At 68.9% G+C, this 21,823-nt stretch carries 20 protein-coding genes, 1 tRNA gene and 2 pseudogenes; 9 read left to right on the top strand and 14 right to left on the bottom strand.

What is annotated here, in order from left to right:
• Positions 1-71 precede the first annotated feature (71 nt).
• Positions 72-2,630 carry an ATP-dependent helicase HrpB gene (gene hrpB, locus KF903_RS05715; RefSeq protein WP_291212236.1) on the top strand — a complete coding sequence of 853 codons (2,559 nt, stop codon included), beginning with the start codon at positions 72-74 and terminating at the stop codon, positions 2,628-2,630.
• Here hrpB and KF903_RS05710 read toward each other — a convergent pair whose 3' ends face one another.
• The 3 genes from KF903_RS05710 to KF903_RS05700 all read right to left on the bottom strand — a co-directional run bounded on the left by KF903_RS05710 (position 2,631) and on the right by KF903_RS05700 (position 6,407).
• Positions 2,631-3,560, bottom strand: a complete 930-nt coding sequence (locus tag KF903_RS05710; protein WP_291212234.1) for a DMT family transporter — start codon at positions 3,558-3,560, stop codon at positions 2,631-2,633.
• 158 nt (positions 3,561-3,718) lie between these two features.
• A complete protein-coding gene (locus KF903_RS05705; RefSeq protein ID WP_291212232.1) occupies positions 3,719-5,110 on the bottom strand; it encodes an MBL fold metallo-hydrolase in 1,392 nt (463 codons plus the stop codon).
• 88 nt (positions 5,111-5,198) lie between these two features.
• Entirely contained in the window at positions 5,199-6,407 is a 1,209-nt protein-coding gene (locus tag KF903_RS05700; RefSeq protein ID WP_291212229.1) for a hypothetical protein, read from the bottom strand.
• Between the two features lie 398 nt (positions 6,408-6,805).
• On the opposite strand from KF903_RS05700, the gene KF903_RS05695 reads away from it, so the two are divergent.
• Positions 6,806-7,306 (top strand): YcxB family protein, encoded by a 501-nt coding sequence (locus KF903_RS05695; protein ID WP_291212226.1) that lies wholly within the window; start codon positions 6,806-6,808, stop codon positions 7,304-7,306.
• A gap of 44 nt (positions 7,307-7,350) precedes the next feature.
• Here KF903_RS05695 and KF903_RS05690 read toward each other — a convergent pair whose 3' ends face one another.
• The 3 genes from KF903_RS05690 to KF903_RS05680 all read right to left on the bottom strand — a co-directional run bounded on the left by KF903_RS05690 (position 7,351) and on the right by KF903_RS05680 (position 11,238).
• A complete protein-coding gene (locus tag KF903_RS05690; protein WP_291212223.1) occupies positions 7,351-7,896 on the bottom strand; it encodes a pseudouridine synthase in 546 nt (181 codons plus the stop codon).
• A gap of 109 nt (positions 7,897-8,005) precedes the next feature.
• On the bottom strand, positions 8,006-8,923 hold the full coding sequence (locus tag KF903_RS05685; protein WP_291212220.1) for a methyltransferase: 918 nt from the start codon (positions 8,921-8,923) through the stop codon (positions 8,006-8,008).
• 89 nt (positions 8,924-9,012) lie between these two features.
• On the bottom strand, positions 9,013-11,238 hold the full coding sequence (locus tag KF903_RS05680) for an NADP-dependent isocitrate dehydrogenase (protein ID WP_291212217.1): 2,226 nt from the start codon (positions 11,236-11,238) through the stop codon (positions 9,013-9,015).
• A gap of 218 nt (positions 11,239-11,456) precedes the next feature.
• Here KF903_RS05680 and KF903_RS05675 point away from each other — a divergent pair, with 218 nt between their 5' ends.
• Entirely contained in the window at positions 11,457-12,407 is a 951-nt protein-coding gene (locus tag KF903_RS05675) for a DegV family protein (RefSeq protein ID WP_291212215.1), read from the top strand.
• A gap of 108 nt (positions 12,408-12,515) precedes the next feature.
• Here the strand turns inward: KF903_RS05675 and KF903_RS05670 are convergent, their stop codons facing one another.
• The 5 genes from KF903_RS05670 to KF903_RS05650 all read right to left on the bottom strand — a co-directional run bounded on the left by KF903_RS05670 (position 12,516) and on the right by KF903_RS05650 (position 16,067).
• The gene (locus tag KF903_RS05670) at positions 12,516-13,001 is read right to left on the bottom strand and encodes a hypothetical protein (RefSeq protein ID WP_291212212.1); all 486 of its coding nucleotides are present in this window, start codon (positions 12,999-13,001) and stop codon (positions 12,516-12,518) included.
• A gap of 16 nt (positions 13,002-13,017) precedes the next feature.
• Entirely contained in the window at positions 13,018-13,335 is a 318-nt protein-coding gene (locus KF903_RS05665) for a LysM peptidoglycan-binding domain-containing protein (RefSeq protein WP_291212210.1), read from the bottom strand.
• Between the two features lie 109 nt (positions 13,336-13,444).
• Positions 13,445-14,269, bottom strand: a complete 825-nt coding sequence (gene queF, locus KF903_RS05660; RefSeq protein ID WP_291212208.1) for an NADPH-dependent 7-cyano-7-deazaguanine reductase QueF — start codon at positions 14,267-14,269, stop codon at positions 13,445-13,447.
• A 26-nt stretch (positions 14,270-14,295) separates the two neighbouring features.
• Positions 14,296-15,402, bottom strand: coding sequence for a cell division protein ZapE (gene zapE, locus KF903_RS05655; RefSeq protein ID WP_291212206.1), 1,107 nt, complete (start codon positions 15,400-15,402; stop codon positions 14,296-14,298).
• Entirely contained in the window at positions 15,399-16,067 is a 669-nt protein-coding gene (locus KF903_RS05650; RefSeq protein WP_291212204.1) for an alpha/beta fold hydrolase, read from the bottom strand. Before KF903_RS05650 ends, zapE begins: the two co-directional genes overlap by 4 nt.
• Before the next feature lie 6 nt (positions 16,068-16,073).
• Here KF903_RS05650 and KF903_RS05645 point away from each other — a divergent pair, with 6 nt between their 5' ends.
• Positions 16,074-16,709, top strand: a complete 636-nt coding sequence (locus KF903_RS05645) for an ACP phosphodiesterase (RefSeq protein WP_291212202.1) — start codon at positions 16,074-16,076, stop codon at positions 16,707-16,709.
• A gap of 56 nt (positions 16,710-16,765) precedes the next feature.
• On the opposite strand, the gene KF903_RS05640 is transcribed toward KF903_RS05645, so the two are convergent.
• Positions 16,766-17,296: a c-type cytochrome gene (locus KF903_RS05640; RefSeq protein WP_291212199.1), complete on the bottom strand. Its 531-nt coding sequence runs from the start codon at positions 17,294-17,296 to the stop codon at positions 16,766-16,768.
• Between the two features lie 289 nt (positions 17,297-17,585).
• Here KF903_RS05640 and KF903_RS05635 point away from each other — a divergent pair, with 289 nt between their 5' ends.
• The 4 genes and pseudogenes from KF903_RS05635 to KF903_RS05620 all read left to right on the top strand — a co-directional run.
• Positions 17,586-18,206: a MerR family transcriptional regulator gene (locus KF903_RS05635; protein ID WP_291212196.1), complete on the top strand. Its 621-nt coding sequence runs from the start codon at positions 17,586-17,588 to the stop codon at positions 18,204-18,206.
• Positions 18,203-18,427: a hypothetical protein gene (locus tag KF903_RS05630; protein WP_291212193.1), complete on the top strand. Its 225-nt coding sequence runs from the start codon at positions 18,203-18,205 to the stop codon at positions 18,425-18,427. The genes KF903_RS05635 and KF903_RS05630 overlap by 4 nt, the downstream gene beginning before the upstream one ends.
• Before the next feature lie 24 nt (positions 18,428-18,451).
• Entirely contained in the window at positions 18,452-18,619 is a 168-nt protein-coding gene (locus KF903_RS05625; protein WP_291212190.1) for a hypothetical protein, read from the top strand.
• Between the two features lie 274 nt (positions 18,620-18,893).
• A pseudogene (locus KF903_RS05620) lies at positions 18,894-19,462 on the top strand (transposase); the annotation flags it as partial.
• Here the strand turns inward: KF903_RS05620 and KF903_RS05615 are convergent.
• A pseudogene (locus KF903_RS05615) lies at positions 19,457-19,600 on the bottom strand (IS256 family transposase); the annotation flags it as partial. The pseudogenes KF903_RS05620 and KF903_RS05615 sit on opposite strands and share 6 nt — an antisense overlap.
• Before the next feature lie 507 nt (positions 19,601-20,107).
• Between KF903_RS05615 and KF903_RS05610 the strand changes: the two are divergent.
• Positions 20,108-20,184: transfer RNA gene (locus tag KF903_RS05610), tRNA-Arg, on the top strand.
• Positions 20,185-20,744: 560 nt separating this feature from the next.
• Here the strand turns inward: KF903_RS05610 and KF903_RS05605 are convergent.
• Entirely contained in the window at positions 20,745-21,710 is a 966-nt protein-coding gene (locus KF903_RS05605) for an HD domain-containing protein (protein ID WP_291212187.1), read from the bottom strand.
• Positions 21,711-21,823 lie beyond the last annotated feature (113 nt).

Below are 21,823 nucleotides of genomic sequence, written 5' to 3'. Positions count from 1 at the left end.
CCGGCAGGCGCCGCCCACGCGCCGGGCCGGCTCTACAATCAGCGGCTTGCCGCCTGCGCCGCGACCCCGGGATGACCCCAGCCGCTCCCATCGACAGCCTGCTGCCGCGCATCCTGGAGTCGCTGGCGGCGCAGCCTCGGCTCGTGCTGCAGGCGCCGCCGGGCGCGGGCAAGACCACGCGCGTGCCCCCGGCGTTGCTGACCGCGCCCTGGCGTGGCGATGGCCGCATCCTCATGCTCGAGCCGCGCCGCATCGCGGCACGTGCGGCCGCCGAGTTCATGGCCGACGCCCGTGGCGAAGCCGTCGGCGCCAGCGTCGGCTACCGCATCCGCTTCGAGTCGAAGGTCTCGTCCGCCACGCGCATCGAGGTCGTCACCGAAGGCATCCTCACGCGCATGATCCAGGACGATCCCGAGTTGACGGGCGTCGCCGCGATCCTGTTCGACGAATTCCACGAACGCCACCTGCATGGTGATCTCGGTGCCGCGCTCGCGCTCGACGTGCAGGCCAACCTGCGTCCCGAACTGCGCCTGGTCATCATGTCGGCAACACTCGACGGTCCACGCCTGGCGCGCTGGTTCGATGCGCCGCAACTGGTCAGCGAAGGGCGCAGCTTCGCGGTCGAGGTCAGCCACCCGCCGGCGCGCGCCGGTGAAGCCTGGCCCGAACGCGGTTGGCCCATGCAGGTGCGGCGTGCGGTCGACACCGCGCTGGCGAGCGATCCTGGTGACGTGCTGGTGTTCCTGCCCGGCAAGCGCGAGATCATGCGCGCACACGAGGCACTGGCCGAGCTGCCTGCACGCGGCATCGAACGCATCATCCTGCATGGCGAGCTCGCGGTGGCCGAACAGCATGCCGCGCTCGCGCCGGCGGTGGCCGGCAGACGCCGCGTGGTGCTGGCGACCAATGTCGCCGAGTCGAGCCTGACCCTGCCGGGCGTGCGCAGCGTGGTCGACCTCGGCCTCGCGCGCGAACCGCGGCTGGACCCGAACTCCGGCTTCACGCGACTGCAGGTGGTCGCGATCGCGCAGTCCTCGGCCGACCAGCGCGCCGGCCGCGCCGGCCGGCTCGGCCCCGGTCATGCGTTTCGGCTGTGGCCGCAGAGCAAGCGCCTCGACAGCGAGCGCCGGCCCGAGATCGCCCAGGTCGAACTGTCGCAGCTGGCACTCGAGCTGGCCGCCTGGGGCAGCACCGAGCTGCACTGGCTCGACCCTCCGCCGGCCGGCGCGCTGGCCCAGGCCCGCGAACTGCTGCAACGCCTCGGCGCGCTCGACGCGCACGAGCGCATCACGCCGACCGGACGGCGCATGCTGGCGCTCGGCACCAGTCCGCGGTTGGCGGCCGCGCTGTTGCATGCCGAGGCCGAGCGCCGCGCGCTCGCCGCCGACTGCGTGGCGCTGGTCGAGGCGCGCAATCCGCTGCGCGGCGAGGCCGCCCGCAACGATGATTTTCGCCAGCGCCTGCAGGCATTGCAGGCCTGGCGCCAGCGCGCAGCGCAATCACGCGCGCCCGCCGCCGACCGCGACGCGCTGGCAGCGATCGCGCGCGCCGCCGACGCCTGGCGTGCGCGGCTGGCGGCGTCACCCGCTGGCAGCGAAGGCGGCCATCGTGTCGAACGCCCGTCGCTGCCCGCCGCTGCCACCGTGCAAGGCTCGGCTCTCGCTGCAGGCAACCTGCTCGCGCATGCATTCCCCGACCGCATCGCGCGACAGGATCCGCTCAATGCGCGCCGCTACACGCTTGCCAACGGCCGTGGCGCCCACCTCGCCGACGACAGTGCGCTGTATGGCGAGCCGTGGCTGCTGGTCATCGATCTGCGCCTGGATGCGCGCGACAGCCTCATCCTCGCCGCTGCGCCGCTCGATGCCGACCTGCTCGAAGTGGCGTTCGCCGACCAGTTCACGCGGGCTCGCGTGGTGCGCTGGAATCGCGACACGCGGACGGTGGAGGCGTTCGAGGAGCGCCGCTTCGCCGCCATCGTGCTCGAGCGCCGCAGCGTCCCCGCGAGCGCGCAGGACACGGTGCCCGCCCTCGTCGCCGCGGTGCGCGAACTGGGCCTGGCCGCGCTGCCATGGAGCGAGCCTGCGCGTGCACTGCGCCAGCGCGTCAACGCGCTGCGTCACTGGAACAACACGCTCGATCTGCCGGATTTCTCCGACGCCGCGCTACTGGCGACGCTCGACGACTGGCTCGCGCCGTACCTCGCCGGCAAGCGCCGGCTCGATGCGCTCGAAGCGGCCGAGCTGTCGCAGGCGCTGGCCGCGCGGCTCGACCACGCGCAGCGCGTCGCGCTCGACAGCCAGGCACCAGTCGCGATCACGGTGCCGAGCGGCCAGCAGCGCCGCATCGACTATGCCGACGCGACGGCGCCTGTGCTCGCGGTCAAGCTGCAGGAACTGTTCGGCCTCGCCGACACGCCCTGCGTGGCTGGTGGCCAGGTGCCGCTGACGCTGCACCTGCTGTCACCGGGCGGCAAGCCGGTGCAGGTCACGCGCGACCTGCGCAGCTTCTGGGCGCGCACCTATCCCGAGGTGAAGAAGGAACTCAAGGGCCGCTATCCACGCCATCCGTGGCCCGATGATCCGTGGAGCGCGCAGCCGACCCATCGCGCCAAGCCGCGCGGCACCTGATCAGGTTTCGCCGCCGAGGTGGGTTTCGCTGGTGGCCGCCCGCGACGGCACTTCGGCCCGGCGTCCTTCGCGCTGGCTCACGATCACGCCGCCGAGAATGAGGCCGCCGGCCAGCAGCATGAGCATGCTCGGTCGCTCGCCAAGCACGAGCCAGCCCCACAGCACGCCGAACAATGGCACGAGGTAGGTGCTGGTGGTGGCGCGGGTCGGACCGATGCGGGCGATCAGGCGGAAGAACACCGCATAGGCCACACCCGTACACAACACGCCGAGCGCGATTGCGCTGAGCCAGGCCGCACGTGGCGGCACCGCGGCGGGCCAATGCGTCCACGCCAGCGGCGCCAGCATCAGTGCCGCGCACAACATCGTGGCCGCGACCGCGGCCACCGGCGGCAGGTCGGCGAGCCAATGCCGGGTGAAGTTGCTCGACAGGCCGTAACACAGCGACGCGAGCGCCCCCGCAACCGCCGCCGGCGCGACATCCGCACCGCGGGTGCGGTCGCTCATCAGCACCACCACGCCGACGAAGCCGATGCCCATCGCGAGCCCGCGCAGCCAGCCGATGCGCTCGCGGTAGAGCACGAAGGCGACCAGCACGGTCCACAGCGCGGCCAGTGAATTGGCGATCGCGCCGACGCCGGCCGGTGCGCGCTCGGCGCCCCAAGCGAACAGCGTGAACGGAAACGCCGAGTTGAGCGCGGCGATCAGCGCGAGGCGACCCCAACGCTCGACGCCGAACCGCGCGCGGGCGCGCCACAGGAACGGCAGCAGCACGAGCGCACCGAGCACGATGCGCACTTCGACCAGGGCCAGTGCACCGAACGATGGCGCAGCAACGCGCATGAACAGGAACGAGCCGCCCCAGATCGCGCCGAGCAGGGTCAATTCGAGCGCGGTCAGCCACTGGGGCGGCGCGGTGTCGACGGTCATGGTGGACGGCTCGCGATGCGGAGCCGTGCAGCATACGCAGCACCGCCAGCTGCGCACAGCACCACCGGATGCGACGCGCGAGGGTGCCAATCACGGGCGGCGCGCGGACTTGCGCAGCGCCTGCGGCCGCAGGCGGCAACGGGCGGCGGCGCAGTGCCTCAGTCGATCAGGATCGGTTCGTTGCGGCCCGGCAACTGGCAAGCCTGGCCGCGCGCTTCGAGCGCGTCCTGCAGCACGCTCATGCCGCGCCCGTATTCGCCATGGACGAGGAATACGCGGCGGCGCGGCGTGTCACCGAGCCAGTCGAGCAGATCGGGTTGGCCGGCATGGGCCGAGAAGCCGTTGATCGTCCACACCTGGGCGCGCACCGCAATGTCCTCGTTGAACACGCGCACCTGGCTCGCGCCATCGATGATGCGCCTGGCCAGCGTGCCCGGCGCGGCGTAGCCGACGAACACGATGCTGCTGCGCTGGCGCCACAGGTTGTGCTTGAGATGGTGGCGCACGCGCCCGCCATTGCACATGCCCGAGCCGGCCAGGATCACCGCGCCGCCATCGATGGCGTTGATGCCCATCGAGTCGCTCGCCTGGCGCGTGAAATGCAGACCCGGCATCGCAAACGGATCGCCATGGCGCAGTTCCTCCTGGAACGCGCGGTCGAAGCATTCGGGATGGCGGCGGAAGATCTCGGTGGCCGAGATCGCCATCGGTGAATCGAGGAACACGCGCACGTTGGCCGGCACCATGCCCTCGCGGATGCCGCGATGCAGGTAGTAGAGCAGTTCCTGTGCGCGCTCGAGCGCAAAGGTCGGGATCACCACGTTGCCCTTGCGTTCGAACGTGGTGCGGATCGCCGTGTAGAGCTCGTCCACCGAATCGGGCAGCGAGCGGTGCGGGCGGTCGCCGTAGGTCGATTCCATCACCACGTAGTCGGCGGCCGGCGCCGGCACCGGATCGCGCAGGATCGGCCGGCCCGGATTGCCGAGGTCGCCCGAGAACACGATGCGGCGCCGCCGCTCGCCGTCGTCGAGGTCGAGCACGACCGAAGCCGAGCCGAGGATGTGGCCGGCGTCCTGGAACGTGGCGTGGATGCCGGGCGCAATGTCCAGCCGCGTCGCGTAGGCGACGTCATCGCGGAAGTAGTCGAGCGCATGCAGGGCGTCGTCGAGCGTGTACAACGGCTCCGCCGCGCCGTTGCCGGCGCGCTCGCTGCGCTGTGCCCGCTTGGCCTCTTCCTCCTGCAGTCCGGCCGCATCGAGCAGCACGACGCGCGCCAGCTCGCGGGTGGCGGCGGTGGCGTAGATGCGGCCGCGAAACCCCTCGCGCACGAGCTTGGGAATGCGTCCGCAGTGGTCCAGGTGCGCATGCGTGAGCAGCAGCGCGTCGATGCTGGCCGGGTCGAAATCGAACGGTTCGGCGTTGGCGTCCTCGACATCACGCTCACCCTGGAACAGACCGCAATCGACCAGCACGCGCGTGTCCTTGCAGGTGATTAGATGGCACGAGCCGGTGACGTGCTTGGCCGCGCCATGGCAGCTGTAGACGATCATGCGCGTACTCCACGGCCGTGTTTGGTCGTCGTCATTGCCTGCCCTTGTGCGCTGCCGCCGGTGTGCGGATCATGCCGCAGTGCGCGCCTCAGTCGCCAGCCAACCACTGGCGCATGCGCTCGCATGCCTCGCGGCTGTCGAGCAGGCCCAGATGGTCCACGCCGAAGCAGATGTGGCGATGCCCAGCCGGAAACGCCAGCGACCGGGCCGGATCCGCGTGCTGGCCCAGTGCGCTCGCAACCGGCACCAGGCCATCGCCGCGCAGCCGCGCGAGATTCGCACCCGGTCGCGCCTGGGTGCTCGCCGCGATCGCGTGACAACGCACGCGGCCAGGCAAGGGCAGGTGCGTGGCAGCCGCGCCGCGCTCGCGCTTGCCGCCGGCGGCGCCCACCGTGCCCTCGACGAGGACACCGTGGCGCAGGTCCATGATGCCGGCGCTGCGGATCGAGCCTAGACGCGCCAGCGGCGCCGTGTACGGACTCACTTCGAGCAGACGCTGCAGCCAGTGGCCGGCCCGTTCCAGCGGGGCGCCAAGATGCGGCGTGCCGAGGAAGATCAGGTGTCGCAGGTGGCGCAACCAGACTTGGCCTTCCTGCTCGGCGCAGTGGCAGGCGCTGCGCGCGACCAGCCCACCCATGCTGTGGCCGATGATGACGAGCTCACGCACCGGCACCGGCCAGGACCGCACCAGCCGCTCGAGCTGGCCGGCGAACTCGCGGCCATTGCTGGCGATGTGCAGGCCGCTGTTGTAGCGCAGGTAGAGCGCGTTGGCGCGATGGGCGCCGGCCAGCGCCGCGCCGTGATCGTGTCCGTTGCGCTGCCACTGGCGATCGTTCATGCACAGGCCGTGCACGAGGATGATGAGGCGCGACGACGGCCGCTCGATGGCACGCGCCAGGCCATCGGCTTGCAGCGGCAGGGCGCGCCCACCCGTGCGCAGCGTCATCGCGGTCGCCAATGGGTTGCCGGTGGCGGCCAGGTGGTCACCGAGCACACCATTCAGGGCGGCCAGCACCGCATCGCCGCGCCGCGTCGCGCGCGGCAGCGCCAGCCGCGACGCGAGCTGGCCGAGTCCGATGTCGAGCGCACCGCCGACCGTGCGCGCGATGCCGCGCACGCTGCGATAGACCAGCCCGGTGATGCCGCGCGTGCCGCCTTGCCGCGAGCGGCCCACGATCGGCGCGAGGCCAGCGATATTGCGATGCATCGCCTCGACGATGTCGGTCACGCCAACCACCGCCTCGATGATGAGCCGGCTGCTGCCCTGCATGGCCGAGGATGCGCGAGGTCGTGTCAAGGGCGTCACCGTCAGCTGGAGATGACCGGATGCCGTCCGGACCGGTGCCGCGATGGCCGGCCGCCAAGCGAAGTGCGGGCGCGGCTGGCCGCATCGTACCGCGCCGCGCGCCGACCCACTGCGCGGCGCATCGGGCGCGATGAGCGAGGCAACCGACATCGGCGCGAACCCGGCCGTGCTGCTCGGTGACGATGCGGTGGCCGATGCCTGCGCCGGCGCCGCCACGCGCACGCTGACCTTCCCCGCCACCTGACCCGGTCGGCGGGCGCGGGCCGCGAGCCTGCGCTCAGCGGGTATGCTGGGCCGCAGGCGACAGCCCGCTGACGGCCGGCCCACGGCGGCAGCGCCGATGAGCGCGACCTGCTTGCAGGCCGGGGTACAAGAAATTGGGAGTGGGAATGGATACGTCAGCCGTGCAACTGGAATTTCCGTTCACCTTTCGCGACCGGCTCAAGGCCGGCCTCGCGGTGACCGCCGCGTGCTGGCTGTGCATGATCTGGGTGCTGGCTTTCCCGCTGCTCGGCATCGCGCTGCCGATCGTCGCTTACGCGACGAGTGGCCATGTCGCGGCGAGCGACTGGTTGCTGGCCGGGCTGCTGTTGGCGTTCGTGCCTGCGCTGTCGCTGTGGACCACGTGGCTGGGCCATCGGGCCTACGCCGACACGCCGCTGCATACCTACATCATCGACGCACAGGGCGTGCGCTCGCGCTCGGCGCACATGGAGCTGATGCAGGACTGGGCCGTGTTCCAGGCCGTGGTGAAGCGACGCGGCTTCCTCATGTTCCATTTCCGCAAGCGCTGCGCGCACTGCATCCCGCTGCGGCACCTGGACAGCGCCCAGATCGAGCGCATCGCGGCGTTGGCGCGCGCCGGCAAGGTCGCGCGCGTAGCGGTGTGAACGCCCCCGCGCAGGGCCAGGCGTGGCTGTGCTGTCCGCCGTGCTCAGTGCTGCGCGATGCGCAGCTCGCCAGGGGCCAGGCCGTCGAGCGCGTGCTCGCCCACGCGCGTGCGGATGAGGCGCAGCGTGGGCAGGCCAACCGCCGCGGTCATGCGTCGCACCTGACGGTTGCGTCCTTCGCCGATGCACAGCTCGAGCCAACTGTCGGGCACGGTTTTGCGATGCCGGATCGGAGGGTCGCGTGGCCATAGCCAGGCGGGTGGCGCGGCGAGCGAGCGCGCCTGGGCGGGCAGGGTCGGTCCATCGTTGAGTTCGACGCCACGGCGCAGCGCCGCGAGGGCCGCCGGCGTGATGACGCCCTCGACCTGCACGACATAGGTCTTGGCCTGTCGGTGGCGTGGGTCGGTGAGGCGATGCGCGAGCGCGCCCTGGTCGGTCAGCAACAGCAGTCCTTCGCTGTCGTAGTCGAGACGGCCGGCCGGATAGACGTCTGCGTAAGGCACGAACTGCGCCAGCGTGCGCCGCGGCGGCACGCTGCGGTCGGTGAATTGGCTCAGCACGCCGAACGGTTTGTTGAACAGGATCAGCATCGGACGTGTCCGGGCCTGGCGCGCGCGTCGGGCAGCCGGGCCGGTGCGCTTTCGCCTGCAGCGGCAGCGCGTCGCGCGGGCGCCCGCGCGACGCGCTCGATTCGCGGCCTCAGTCCTTGGTCTTGAAGATGCCGTCGGCGCCGGGTTTGACGAACTTGAGCGTCATGCGATCGGACTCGCCGATCGCCTGGTACTTGGCGTGGTCTTCGTCGCCGAGCGCGTAGGTCGGTGGCAGCGTCCACACACCCTTGGCGTGGTCCTTGGTGTCGGCCGGATTGGCGTTGATCTCGCTCTGCGCCTCGAGCTTGAAACCGGCGTCGGTGGCGAGCTTGATCACGTAGTCCTGCGGCAGATATCCACTGTCCTTGACCTTGTCGAACGCCGCGCCGGCGGCGGCGCGATGGTCGACCACGCCGAGCGTGCCGCCCGGCTTGAGCACCGCGAAGAAGGCCTTGAACATCGCCGGCGCGTTGCCGCCCATGGCCCAGTTGTGCACGTTGCGGAACGTCAGCACGGTGTCGGCCGAGTCGGCCGCGCCGAGTACCGGCGCCTTGGGATCGAACTCGACGAAGGCGACCTTGCCGAAGGCCGCCTCGTCCTTCTGCAGCAGGGCACGGTAGGCCTCGTTGCTGCTCTTGGCATAGTCGGAGCTCGCATCGGCGGCGGCGGCGGCGATGAAATGACCGCTGTCCTTGAGGAACGGCGCCAGTACCTCGGTGTACCAGCCGGCACCGGGCGTGATCTCGATCAGCGTGTCGCTGGGCTTGACGCCGAAGAACTCGAGCGTTTCCTTCGGGTGGCGATAGGGGTCGCGCGCCTTGTTGCTCTCCGAACGCCAATCGCCGGCCAGCGCGCGATCGAGCTTGGCGGCGGCCGATTCCTGCGCGCTTTGCGGCGGCGTGGGCTGGGCCGGCTGATCCAGTTCCGGCGCGTGGACCGGTACGTTCGCAGTCGGGGCCGGCGCGTCGTTGGAGCCGCAGGCGGCCAGAGCGAGTGCAAGCGGCAACAGGCTGATGAACTTGTTCATGGTCGGTACTCCGCGAAAAGGCTGGAGGGAGGTGGCCACGAGCCTAGCACAGCGTCCGCGCACCGACGCCGTGCCTTTGGACATGCCTGTCAGAGTGCCGCGAGCGCCGCGTTGAAGGTCGCGCTGGGCCGCATCGCCCGTGCCAGCCGCGCGAGCTCGGGACGGTAGTAGCCACCGATGTCGACCGACTTGCCTTGCGCACCATTGAGCTCGGCGACGATCGTGTCCTCGCTGGCGGCCAGTGCCTGCGCGAGCGGCGTGAAGCGCGCCTTGAGCGCGGCATCGGCGTCCTGCGCCGCAAGCGCCTGGGCCCAATACAGCGCCAGATAGAAGTGGCTGCCGCGGTTGTCGAGCTCGCCGACCTTGCGCGCGGGCGAGCGGTTGTGGTCGAGGATCTGGCCGTTGGCCGCATCGAGCGTGCTGGCCAGCACCGCGGCCGCCTTGCTGCCGTAGCGGTTGGCCAGATGTTCGAACGAGGCCGCCAGCGCGAGGAACTCGCCGAGCGAATCCCAGCGCAGGTAATCCTCGGCGAGGAACTGCTGCACATGCTTGGGCGCGCTGCCGCCGGCGCCGGTCTCGAACAGGCCGCCACCGGCCATCAGCGGCACGATCGACAGCATCTTGGCGCTGGTGCCCAGCTCCATGATCGGGAACAGGTCGGTCAAGTAGTCGCGCAGCACGTTGCCGGTGACCGAAATCGTGTCCTGGCCGCGGCGGATGCGCTCGAGCGAGAACTTGGTCGCCGCCACCGGATCGAGGATGCGGATGTCGAGGCCGCTGGTGTCGTGATCCTTGAGATAGCGCTCGACCTTGGCGATCAGCGCGCGATCGTGGGCACGGGCCGGATCGAGCCAGAACACGGCCGGAGTGGCTGACAGCCGGGCGCGGCTGACCGCGAGCTTGACCCAGTCCTGCACCGGCGCGTCCTTGGTCTGGCACATGCGGAAGATGTCGCCCGCCTGCACGGGCTGCTCCAGCAGCACGCGGCCGTCATCGGCGATGACCTTGACCACACCGGCGGCAGTGAGTTGGAACGTCTTGTCGTGGCTGCCGTATTCCTCGGCCGCCTGCGCCATCAGGCCGACGTTGGGCACGCTGCCCATCGTGGCCGGATCGAACGCGCCGTTGGTCCTGCAGTCGTCGATGACGGCCGCGTACACGCCGGCGTAGCTGCGGTCGGGAATCACCGCCTTGGTGTCCTGCAACTGGCCCTGCGCGTTCCACATGCGGCCCGAGTCGCGGATCATCGCCGGCATCGAGGCGTCGACGATGACATCGCTGGGCACGTGCAGGTTGGTGATGCCCTTGTCGGAGTTCACCATCGCCAGCGCCGGGCGTTGCGCATACAGGGCCTGGATGTCGGCCTCGATCTGCGTGCGCTGCGCCTCGGGCAGGCGGTCCAGGCGCGCATAGAGATCGCCGATGCCGTTGTTGGGATCGAAGCCGATCTGGCGCAGTTCCGCCGCGTGCCGCTCCAGCACCGGCCGGTAGAACTCGCTGACCACGACACCGAACATGATCGGGTCGGACACCTTCATCATGGTGGCCTTCAGATGCAGCGAGAACAGCACGCCCTCACTGCGCGCGGCTTCGATCTGAGCCGCGATGAATGCCGCCAGCGCGCTGCGGTTCATCACCGCGCTGTCGATGACCTCACCGGCGAGCAGCGGCGTTGCCGCCTTGAGCACGCGGCTGGCACCGTCGTCGCCGAACCACTCGATGCGCACCGTCGTGGGCGCTTCGATCACGGCGGATTGTTCGCTGCCGTAGAAGTCGCCGGCGCTCATGCTGGCCACGTGCGTCTGCGAAGTCCGGCTCCACGCACCCATCCGGTGCGGGTGCTTGCGCGCATAGTTCTTGACCGACGCCGGCGCGCGACGATCGGAATTGCCTTCGCGCAGCACCGGATTGACCGCGCTGCCCTTGACCTTGTCGTAGCGCGCCTTGGCCTGCCGCTCGGCGTCGCTGGCGGGCTCGTCGACATACTCGGGCAGCGCATGGCCCTTGGCCTGCAACTCGCGGATCGCGGCCTTGAGCTGCGGCAGCGAGGCGCTGATGTTGGGCAGTTTGATGATGTTGGCCTGCGGCTGCTTGGCCAGCTCGCCCAATTCGGCCAGGTCATCGGCCACGCGCTGCTCCGGTGTCAGCGCCTCGGGGAACTGCGCCAGGATGCGACCGGCCAGCGAGATGTCGCGCGTCTCGACGGCGATGCCGGCGCAACCGGCGAAGGCCTGCACGATCGGCAGCAGCGACTGGGTGGCGAGGAACGGCGCTTCGTCGGTGAGCGTGTAGATGATCTTGGGCGTGTCGGACATGGAACCGGACCTGTGGATGGGGGATGGCGGAGAGCGGAGACTGGCTCGCGGCCGCGCATTGCGGCCGGAAGGGGGCGCAGCGAACCGCTTATTGTCGTGGTTTTGCGCCCGCGGGCAAAGCGCGGCGGCGCTGACGGCGGCGCTTCGCTGCAATGCAAAAACCGCTGCCTCGGTGGTGGTGTTAGGGTGCAGCCGTGACAGGCGACGCCGGGGGCGTCATGCGCATTGGCATCGTGGTCGACGCAACCTGCGACCTGCCGGTCGACTATCTGCGCCGGCAGCATATCGGCGTGCTGCCGATCCGGATCCATCTGGACGGCCAGACCCTGCTCGACCAGCGCGATCCGCAGGCGATCACCGGCTTCCTCCGCGGCGGGCTCTGCGAACGTGGTCACGCCGCCGAAACCGAGCCGTGTTCGGTGGCCGAGATCAGCCAGCTGTTCCTCGAACGGCTCGTCATCGACTACGACTGCGTGTTCTGCCTCACGATCACCGCCACCCGCAGCGGCATCCACGCCAACACGAGCCAGGCCAGCTTCGCCATCCTCAAGGATTACCGGCCGATCCGGCAGGCCGCCGGCGTGACCGGGCCGTTTCTCATGCGCGTGGTCGACACCGAGAACCTGTTCGCGGCGCAGGGCGTCACCGCGGTCGAGGCCGTGCGCATGCGCTCGGCCGGGCTGGCGCCGGGGGAAATGCGCGAGCAACTGGAACGGCTGGCGCAGCACACCTATGGCTACATGCTGCCGCGCGACCTGTACTACCTGCGCGCCCGCGGCCAGAAGAAGGGCGACCGCAGCGTGGGCTGGGTGGCGGCGGCGCTCGGAACCACGTTGGACATCAAACCCGTGCTGCGCGCCTATCGCGGCGAAACCGGCCCGGTCGGCAAGGTGCGCGGCTTCGAGCACGGCTGCGAACTGATGTTCGCCAATACCGTGCGCGCGGTGCGCGCGGGTCTGCTGACGCCGACCGTTTGCGTGAGCTACGGCGGCCCGACGCGTGAACTGGAAAACCTGCCCGGCTATGCGGACCTTGCGGCGGTCTGTCGCGAACACGAGGTGGAGTTTTACGCCAGTCCGATGAGCATCACCGGCATGATCAACGTCGGCCCCGGCGCGCTCATCATCGGCTTCGCTGCCACCACGCACGAATTCTCGACGACGCCCTGACGCGGCGCCACGCCGGCCAGCGCCGACGCGCGCGGTCGTGCCACCCGCAATGCAAAAGGCGCGGATCACTCCGCGCCTTTTGCCTGTCACGGGACCTGTCCGCGCGGTTTACTGCACCGCAAAGTCCTTGCTCATCACGGGCTTGCCGTCGAGCGAGATCTCGACCTTGTAGTTGCCCTTGGGCCAGCCGTCGGGCTTGCTGATGTGGAAGCTCGTCACCGCATTGCCATCGGGGGCGATGGACTGGGTCGACTCGTTGACGGTCTGGCCGTCCTGGAAGGTCCACTTGGCATTGAGCACGGCGTTGGGCGCCGAGCCGGTGGTCGACACCGCCGCATAGATCGTGTCGGTGCTGGCGAAGGTCGTGCTCGGCGTGGTCACCTTCTGGTCGGCGCCGACGGCGTTGCCCAGATCGACCGCGGCCACGGCCACCGGTGCGGGCGCCGGTGCCGGTGCAGGCTCGACCGCTGCCGGTGCGGGCGCGGGCGCGGGTGCGGGAGCCGGCGCTGGCGTTTCCTTCTTGCCGCAGGCCGACAGCGCGAGCGCGGCGGTCAGGGCGGCGGTGATGGCAAGCAACTTGTATTGCTGGGTCATGGAATCGTCCTCCAATTCACTTCTTGGCTGAATCGGCCGGAATGGCGAGCACCTGGCCGGGCTTGATGAGATCGGGATTGCTGAGCTGGTCGCGGTTGGCTTCGAAAATTTCGCGCCAACGGTTGGCGTTGCCGTAGAAGTGCTTGGCGATCTTCGACAAGGTGTCGCCCTTGACCACGGTGTAGGTCTGCACCGCCGGCGCGGCGGGCGGGGCGGTCGTCGCCGAACCCGCCTGCACGTTGGAGAAGTCCGCCTTCGGCGCGGGCGCGGCTGCCGTCGAGGCACTGCCACCCTGCACGTTGGAAAAATCCGGCTTGTTCGGTTCGTTGCCCATCCACCGCTCTCCTGCTGGTTGCGCGAACCGTACATTAGACGCCAGCGTGCTTAACCCACAATAAGTACGGCCCCGCCGCGATCGTGACAATTTGCGTCGTGCGCCGCGGTCACTGCCGTGCGCCGCGCGGATTGCGGCATCGCTCCGCGCCGTTGCTGCGCCAGGGATTGATGTCGAGCCCGCCACGCCGTGTGTAGCGCGCGTAGACGCTGAGACGATGCGGCGAACAGCGCTGCCAGAGGTCGCACCAGATGCGCTCGACGCACTGTTCGTGGAAGCCGGCGTGGTCGCGATACGACACGAGATAGCGCAGCAGTCCGGCTCGATCGATCGCGGCACCGGCATAGTCGATGCGCACGCTGGCCCAGTCGGGCTGGCCGGTGACCGGACAGTTGGACTTGAGCAGGTGCGAGACGAGCGTCTCGGCAACCTGCGCACCATCACTGCGCAGGTACGCGGGCCGCACCGGACCGTAATCGTCGATGTCGAGCGCGAGGGCGTCGATGCACTCGCCATCGAGCTCGTCGAGGCGCTGCGCGGCGAACTGGTCGGCCGTGACGAGGCTCATCGTCACCGCCGCGCCGGTGGCCGCCGACAGGTCGCGCGCGATGAGCTCCTGCACCGCGTCGGCGCTGCCGATGCGCTCCTGGTTGAGCGAGTTGAGGTAGAGCTTGAGCGACTTGGATTCGACCAGGCGCGGCGAATGCGCCGGCACGCGCAATTGACCCAGCGCGACCTGCGGCTTGCCGCGACCATCGAGCCACGACAGTTCATAAGCGTTCCAGATGTCGACGCCGCCAAACGGCAGCGCGGCCGGGTCGAGCCCCAGTTCGCGGCGCGCTGCGGCGCGCTCGATCGGAAACAGCAAGCTTGCGTCGTAGTGCTGCGGATAGGCGCTGCGCGCCCCGAGTGGACCGTGGTCGTTGGTGTTCATGGCTGACTCCTGCGCAGCGCCGGCGTTCATGGCGCGTGCTCACGGGCAAGGTAGTCCTCGCTCTGCATCTCGATGAGTCGCGATTCGGTGCGCGCGAACTCCGCCCGCAGGCGCTCGCCATCGTAGAGCTCGACGATCGGCGCCGCCGCCGACAGCACGAGGTTGACGCCGCGATCGTACAGCTCGTCGACGAGCTCGATGAAACGCCGCGCCGCGTCCTCGGTCTGCGGGGTGAATTGCGGTACCCGCGCGATGAAGATCGTGTGGTAGGCCCGCGCCAGCTCGATGTAGTCGGCCACGCCGCGTGGACCTTCACACAGGGCCGCGAAGTCGAACCACACCACGCCGCCGGCTTCGGCGCGCGCTGGAATCGGGCGGTCGTTGATGATCAGCTCGACGTCGCGGCGCACCTTGCCATGCGCGATGCGGGCGAAGGTCTGCGCCAGCGCGCGTTCGGCTGCCGCATCGGGCGGCGTGTAGTAGACGCTGGCCTGCTTGAGCGTGCGCAGCCGCCAATCGGTCGGCGAGGCCAGCTCGACCACCTCGCAATGCTGCTGCAGCAGCGCGATCGCCGGCAGGAAGCGTTCGCGCTGCAGGCCGTTGCGATACAGCTCGTCGGGCGGCGTGTTGGAGGTCGTCACCAGCACCACCTCGTGTGCGAACAGCGCGCGCAGCAGGTTGCCGAGGATCATCGCATCGCCGATGTCGTCGACCACGAACTCGTCGAGCACGAGGATCTGCAGCGTCGCCGCCATGTCGGCAGCCACCTTGACCAGCGGGTCGCGCTCGCCCGCATGCGCGCGCAGACGGGCCTGCACGTCCTGCATGAAGCGGTGGAAGTGCACGCGCACGGTGCGCTGGCCGGGCAGGGCCTCGCAGAACAGTTCGGTGAGGAAGGTCTTGCCACGACCGACGCGGCCCCACAGGTACAGTCCGCGCGGCGGTGGCGGCCGATGGCCGCGCAGGCGCGACCACAGTGAACGCGCCGGCGGCTGCGCAAGCTGGCTCCAGAGGTGATCGAGCAACGGCAGTACCGCCCGCTGCGCCGCGTCGTCCTGCCATTGGCCGGCGGCGATGCCCTGCGCGTAGCGCGCGCTCGGCGCGCCGCTGCTGCTCGCCTGCGGCGCGTTCATGCCGCCGGTGGCAGGTGCGGCGACAGGGCGTTGCGCAGGGCGCCGCGCAGATCGACGAGGCGGCGGTGGAAGTAGTGGCCGGTCTCGGGCATCGCGATGACCTGCGGCGCCGGCTGCAGCGTTTGCGCCCAGGCCAGTACGGCCTTGGCGTCGACCACTTCATCCTCTTCGCCCTGCACGATGAGCCAGGGGCAGGTCGGCGCGGCGATCGGCGCAAAATCCCAACGCCCGACCGGCGGCGCGATGAGCACCACCTGGGCCGGCAGCAGCCGCGGCGCCGCCCGCAGCGTGACATAGCTGCCGAACGAGAACCCGGCCAGCCACAGCGCATCGCCGGGGCGCTGCGCACGCAGCCACTGCGCGATCGCGACCAGATCGTCGGTCTCGCCGACGCCGTCGTCGTGCACGCCTTCGCTCTGGCCCACCCCGCGGAAGTTGAAGCGCACGGTGGCCAGGCCAAGATCGAGCAGGGCGCGCTCGACCATCGTCACCACCTTGTTGTGCATGGTGCCGCCATGCAGCGGATGCGGATGGGCGATGATGGCCATGCCGCGCCGCGCGAGCGCGCCGTCGGGCAGGTTGCAGGCGAGCTCGAGCGTGCCGACTGGGCCGGGCAGCAGCAGCGGGCCGGCCTCGAAGGCCTTCTGGGCGGACGCATCACTCATTGCGCAATGATACCGTGCGTCGATGCGCCGGCCGTCGTCATCCCGATGAATCACCTGGCCCACGCCTTGCTCGCGGCGCCCGACCGCGACCTCATGCTGGGCGGGCTGATCGCCGATTTCGTGCGCGGCGCGCCCGCGCCGACGTTGGCACCGCGCGTGCGTGCCGGCATCGTCCTGCATCGTGCTATCGACAGCTACACCGACGCGCATCACGCCGTGGCGGCGGCGCGCCGGCTGTTCGAGCCACCGTTGCGGCGCTATGCCGGCATCGTGCTCGATGTCTGGTTCGACCACCTGCTGGCGCAACGCTGGCGCGAGTTCGGCGTGGGCACGCTGGGCGGGTTTTCGGCCCAGGTGCAGGCCCTGCTGGACGAGCGCGGCGCCGAACTGCCGACCGGCATGAGCGCTTTGGCGCGCTACCTCGTGGCCAATGACCTGCCGGCGGCGTATGCGCAACGCGACGTGCTCGAGCGCGTGTATGCCGGCCTGGCCAGGCGGCTGCACCATGCCAATCCATTGGCCGATGCGCTCGCTGCGATCACGCCGCGAGCGGCCGCGATCGAGGCCCAGTTCAACCTGTTCATGCCCGAGCTGGTGGCGTGGTGCGCCGCGGCGCGCGCCGCGCTCGACGCGTCGAATTGAACGAAAAAACGCCGCTGGCGCGGCGTTTTGCGGCGGAGGACGCGGTGGCGCCGCGGTTACTTGGACTGCTCGATCATCCAGGCCACGACGGCCTTCATCTGCTCGTCGGTCAGCGCCGGATTGCCGCCCTTGGCCGGCATGACGCCGGTCTTGCCGGTGAAGCCTTCGATGGCGTGCTTGTCGAGCGTGTCGGCACCCTGCGCGATGCGGGCGGCCCACTCGGCCTTGTCGCCGACCTTGGGCGCGCCGGCGATACCGGCGGTGTGGCAGCTGTGGCACAGGTTGTCGAAGATCGTCTTGCCGTCGGTGGTGCCGCCATAGGCGGCCGTCGCGGTCGCCGCCTTGCTGGCCGCCTCGGCCGCCGCCTGCATCGCGGCGCGGCCGGTGTCGCCGGCATAGACGCCGCCGACCGGCGCGATGCGCTCGGCCACGACCTTGTTCGCATCGGGATTGCCGGCGGGCGGGTTGCGGTCGTAGATGTAGATCGCGAGCAGGCCCAGGCCGATCGCGACCACCACGAGGAAACCGATCAGCCGCGAAAACGTCTTCAGGAACGCGGCATCGGTCTTGCTGACAGGATTGGACACGGAACCCCCTCGCGGCAGAATGTTGGCGGAATCGTCTTCCCCAAGACCGACCGATTATAGCCAACCCACGGCGATGCGCGGAAGGCAATGCGGCGCGGCGTCGCAGGCGCAGGCCACGTGCACGCCGCCACCACCGCCGATGCGCGGCCTGTGTATGCGGCGCGCGACATCGGCTCGCGCCGACCGTGCGCGCACGCCACCACTGCCGGCCACATCGCGTGACGTGCCGCGCGCGTGCCGAGCCCGTGCCTGAGATGCCGAGTGCGCGGTCGTGTCGCTCGGATGCGCCATGCCGAGCGCTTGCTGTCGGCCGCGGCGCGGCTTCGCCGGCGCCTGCGTGCTGCCGCCCAGTTCATGCCCGAGCCACGTCACCCACCACGACCCACCCGGGCTTGCCACCGCAGCACGGCGCTGCCGGTGCGCTCGCGATGGCTTGACACTATGCGACAGCATATATGCCACTACAACTGGGAAAACGAAATTATCGCTCCAGCAGCTCAGCGAACAGTCCGGCGTGGCGGGCCGCACGATCCGCTTCTACATCCAGAAGGGGCTGCTGCCGGCCCCGGCCGGCTCGCGGCGCGGCAGCTGGTACGGCGAAGCCCATCTGGCCGACCTGCTGCGCATCCGCCAGTGGCAGGACACGGGGCTGTCGCTCGAGGCCATCGCCGGCCTGCTCAGCGCGCGGCAGGAACCGCCCGTGGCGCCGAGCCGGCCCGGCACCGTCGAGGTGCGCTCGCATCTCGTCGTCGCCGACGGCGTCGAGTTCGTCGTCGCGCCCGACCGTGCCGGCCTGAGCCAGGAGCAGATCCGCCGCCTGTTCCACCCAGGGCGAAATCCACCGCGGGCAAAGCTATGCAAAAGGGGGGCCCGTGCTAGGGTGATTCACAACGCACGGAGGTTCTTATGATGCAGAAAGAAACTGGACGCTTCTCACTGATCGAGGGCGGGCGCGCCGCGCTTGAGTCCGAGATCCTGGACGATATTTTGTCCGGCCGATCCCGCCTGGCGCACGCCAAGATGGCCAACCTCGCGCGAAGCGCGAGGTTGGACGTTGTCACGGCAGATGGCGGATGCGAAGTTGGTCTGCCTCCTGCCGGGCGTTACGACCTGCTGCCTGCAGGGCAGTGAGACACCCAACAAGGAGACCGCCAGATGGAAGCAATCGTTGAGTTCTTGGGAATTGACCCCGTCCTGTTCATCGTCAACGGCACGATCTTGGCCCTCGTCATGGCGCCGATCGTGAAGCGGGCGATCAAACGCGCCCAGCAAGAGGAATACGCGCGCCAGGCGGCGCGTGACGCCGTAGGAAAGCAAAAGTAGTCTCGTGCCGTTGAGGTGCGCTCGCGCACCTCGCCTGGGGGCCTTGCTTCCCTTGTGCAAGCACTCGGCAACCTCGGCTGAAAGGGCGAGGCGCATTGGGGGCATGAAGGTGCGCGTTGCCCAGTCCGTGCAGGACACCGACCTGGTGCGCGCCGGCGCGACGCTTGCCAACAGCGCCATGGCGCAGGGACCTGGGGGCGGGTTCAGCTGACCTGCCCCTCATTTTCAGGGCCAGTCTGATTTAAGTAGAGTCCGCCAGCCCAGCGAGGCGGGCATGAAGAAGCGGTTCACCGAAGAACAGATCATTGGTTTCCTGAAACAGGCGGCGGCGGGCGCGCCGATCAAGGAGCTTTGCCGCAAGCACGGCGTCAGCGACGCGTCGTTCTACCTATGGCGCCGGAAGTTCGGCGGCATGGACGTACCTGATGCCAAGCGTCTGCGGGCGTTGGAGGCAGAGAACAGCAAGCTCAAGAAGCTGCTGGCCGAAGCGATGCTGGACAACGAGGCATTGAAGGTCGTCGCGCGGGGAAAATTCTGAGCCCGCAGGCACCACGCGACGCCGTCGTCGTCATGCGGACCGAGACTCATGTGTCCGAGCGGCGCGCCTGCCGCGTATTGGGCCTGTCGCGCAGCGTGCTGCAATACACCTCCCAGCGAAAGGACGATGGCCTGCAGCGGCGCCTGATCGAGCTGGCCGGCGAGCGACGGCGTTTCGGCTACCGGCGGCTGCACATCCTGATCGAGCGCGAAGGGTTCGAAGTCAATCACAAGCGCGTCCATCGGCTGTACCGGCAAGCTGGGCTGGCCGTGCGCCAGCGCCGCAAGCGGGCGCGTGTGGCGGTTGGGCGGGACCTCTATGCGCAAGGCGCCCTCGTCGGTCAGCACCGTCTTGCCGCTGCGGCCGTTGCGATGATGGCCGCGACGACCCTCCGGTTCGGCCAGGTGCATCCCCAACTCGGCACCCAGCGCGCGCTCGATCACGTCCACGGGAACCCACCGCCCGTGCACCTCGCACACCTGGTCCACCCGCGCGACCAACTTCACCTGCACGTCGGCGTACATCGTCTGCTCGGACATCACCAAGCGCGCATGCCGAGCTCACGACCGCAGGCGCACGGTCCGGTCGCGCGCGGCCACTCTTGGAGTGCAGCGCGGGCACGAGTGATGGCTCAGTGCACGGGTTGGAGGGGACGTGCCGTCCATCGGCTCACGCGCGACAACTCGAGCCGCCGATTGCGCAGAAAAATGCTACGGAACGGACATGCATCCCGCGAGTTGTCCTTTACTCATTTGGCGGCCATGCCAGAAGAGCGTGGGCACGGCGATGGACACAGAACAATTTGGCGCGCCCGGCGGGATTCGAACCCACGACCCTTGCCTTCGGAGGGCGGTACTCACGCCAAGTTCGATGGGCTGATAGAATTGCGGCCGAGGCACGCGGCCCTTACTCAAAGTCGGCCTGCCCGCAGGAAAAAGTTCTTGTAAAACGCGCCCGTAGCTCAGCTGGATAGAGTATTGCCCTCCGAAGGCAAGGGTCGTGGGTTCGAATCCCGCCGGGCGCGCCAACTCCCCTTTCGCACATTCGTGCCCATCTCGTGTCCGCGTCCGTGCCCATGCTTGGGGCGCACTCGCCGAAAGTGAGTAAAGGCTTCGTGCCCATAGACGCGCGAGGCTGGATCCGCTCATTCCGCACCTTCGAATCAACCATTGCGAGTGGCTTCGAGGTGTCTTCGAAAGGCTTGGCGTATCAGCCATGCTCTCGGCGGGTGAGACGAGCGAAGGGCATGCTATCCGTCCGGCGGACACCGCGTATCCGCGGCATAGGTTTCCATGGACTCGAACTCGAAGGTGCACGCAAACGCATCGACATTGAAGCTGCTGGGTATCGAGTCGCATGCCCTGCCGAAGCGTGGATCCCTGACACCAAGCCGATTGACTTGATCGGTTGCGATGCTGGCGCGCAGGCAATCACGGAAGAGCTGACCCGCATCCAATGGGGCGATCTCGCGTAGCACCGTCTTTGCGCACGGTCAGCACTACGAGGTCATGGAGGTGGGCGCGGCTGAGCAGAAGGCGTGGGCGGAGCAAATGGCCGCTATCCGGAAAACTATGGATGAGCGCTCACTCACCACGTAGCATCGTCAAAGGAATGGTGGTCGGACTCGCAAGCTGACCGCCTGGACGCACACTCCATGAAGCGCGCCGCGCTGAAACGATCCATGGCCCGCACGATGCCTCCGAGCGTCGCGACTTGATGCCGGTAGTCGCGCTTCCACGCGCAGCTGAGCAGGCCCGTCATGAGGTCGCCGAGATTCGGATCGACTGCGCAGAGCGTGTCGAGGCAGGAGCACAGTCGGCGATATCCCAGCTGCTCATGCCCATATCGTCGCGCCTCGCCCGTCAGTTCGCCGTTCTTGTACGCCCAGACCTTGCCGACGTCGTGCAGCAGCGCGTAGGCAACCAGCAGATCACGCTGCCAGCTCTCGACTTGTCGTGCGACGTCAGCGAGCACGGCCACTTCCAACGAGTGCTCAGCCAGCCCGCCGACGTAAGCGTGGTGGTGAGCTCGTGACGCAGGTGCCGTCCAGAAGTGCCGAAATACGCTCGGAATCATGAACACGGACGCCATGAACTCGCGCAGCGCGTCGCTGCCGATCGAGCAGACGAGTTCGCGCACTTGGCTTACAACTCCGGCGATTGGACAGAACTCGTTTGGAATGAGATCGAAGACAAGTCTTTGATCGTCAGCACGCCAGTGAGTGAGCACCAATGGCTCGTTGGCCGAATCGCCGCGCACATCGACGATCGTGGCACGTCCAACCCTCACCATCTCGTCGGTGCCGATGTCGGTGATCGACAGCCAGGTGGCCGCGTTCCAGCTTCCGGTGGAATTCGTGAGTTGCAGCGTGAGCGGCGCTTTCCCACCGAAGTCGAAGTCCGGTTCCACATTGGACAGCACCGCAGGAAAGCTGAAGACGCGGTCTTTCCACGAACCGGAATCCATGTGGACCTCGCGGCCAATCTCGACGCAGGAATACGCGTGCGCGTTGGCGCGATGGTGTTTCACCGAGATCGTGTCGTCAGATCGCATGGGGCACCTCCGCCTGCGTGAGCTCACTGGCCAGCGCCGCGAGCAAGGCGCGCTTCTCGGGACTGGCTGGGAAAAAGTCCGCATAGACGAAGACTCCCTGCCCGATCGCCCGT

It is taken from the genome of Dokdonella sp., assembly GCF_019634845.1.
GTDB lineage: Bacteria > Pseudomonadota > Gammaproteobacteria > Xanthomonadales > Rhodanobacteraceae > Dokdonella_A.
Note: the sequence above shows the minus strand (reverse complement) of the source record. Positions and strands in the feature narration are given on the sequence as shown.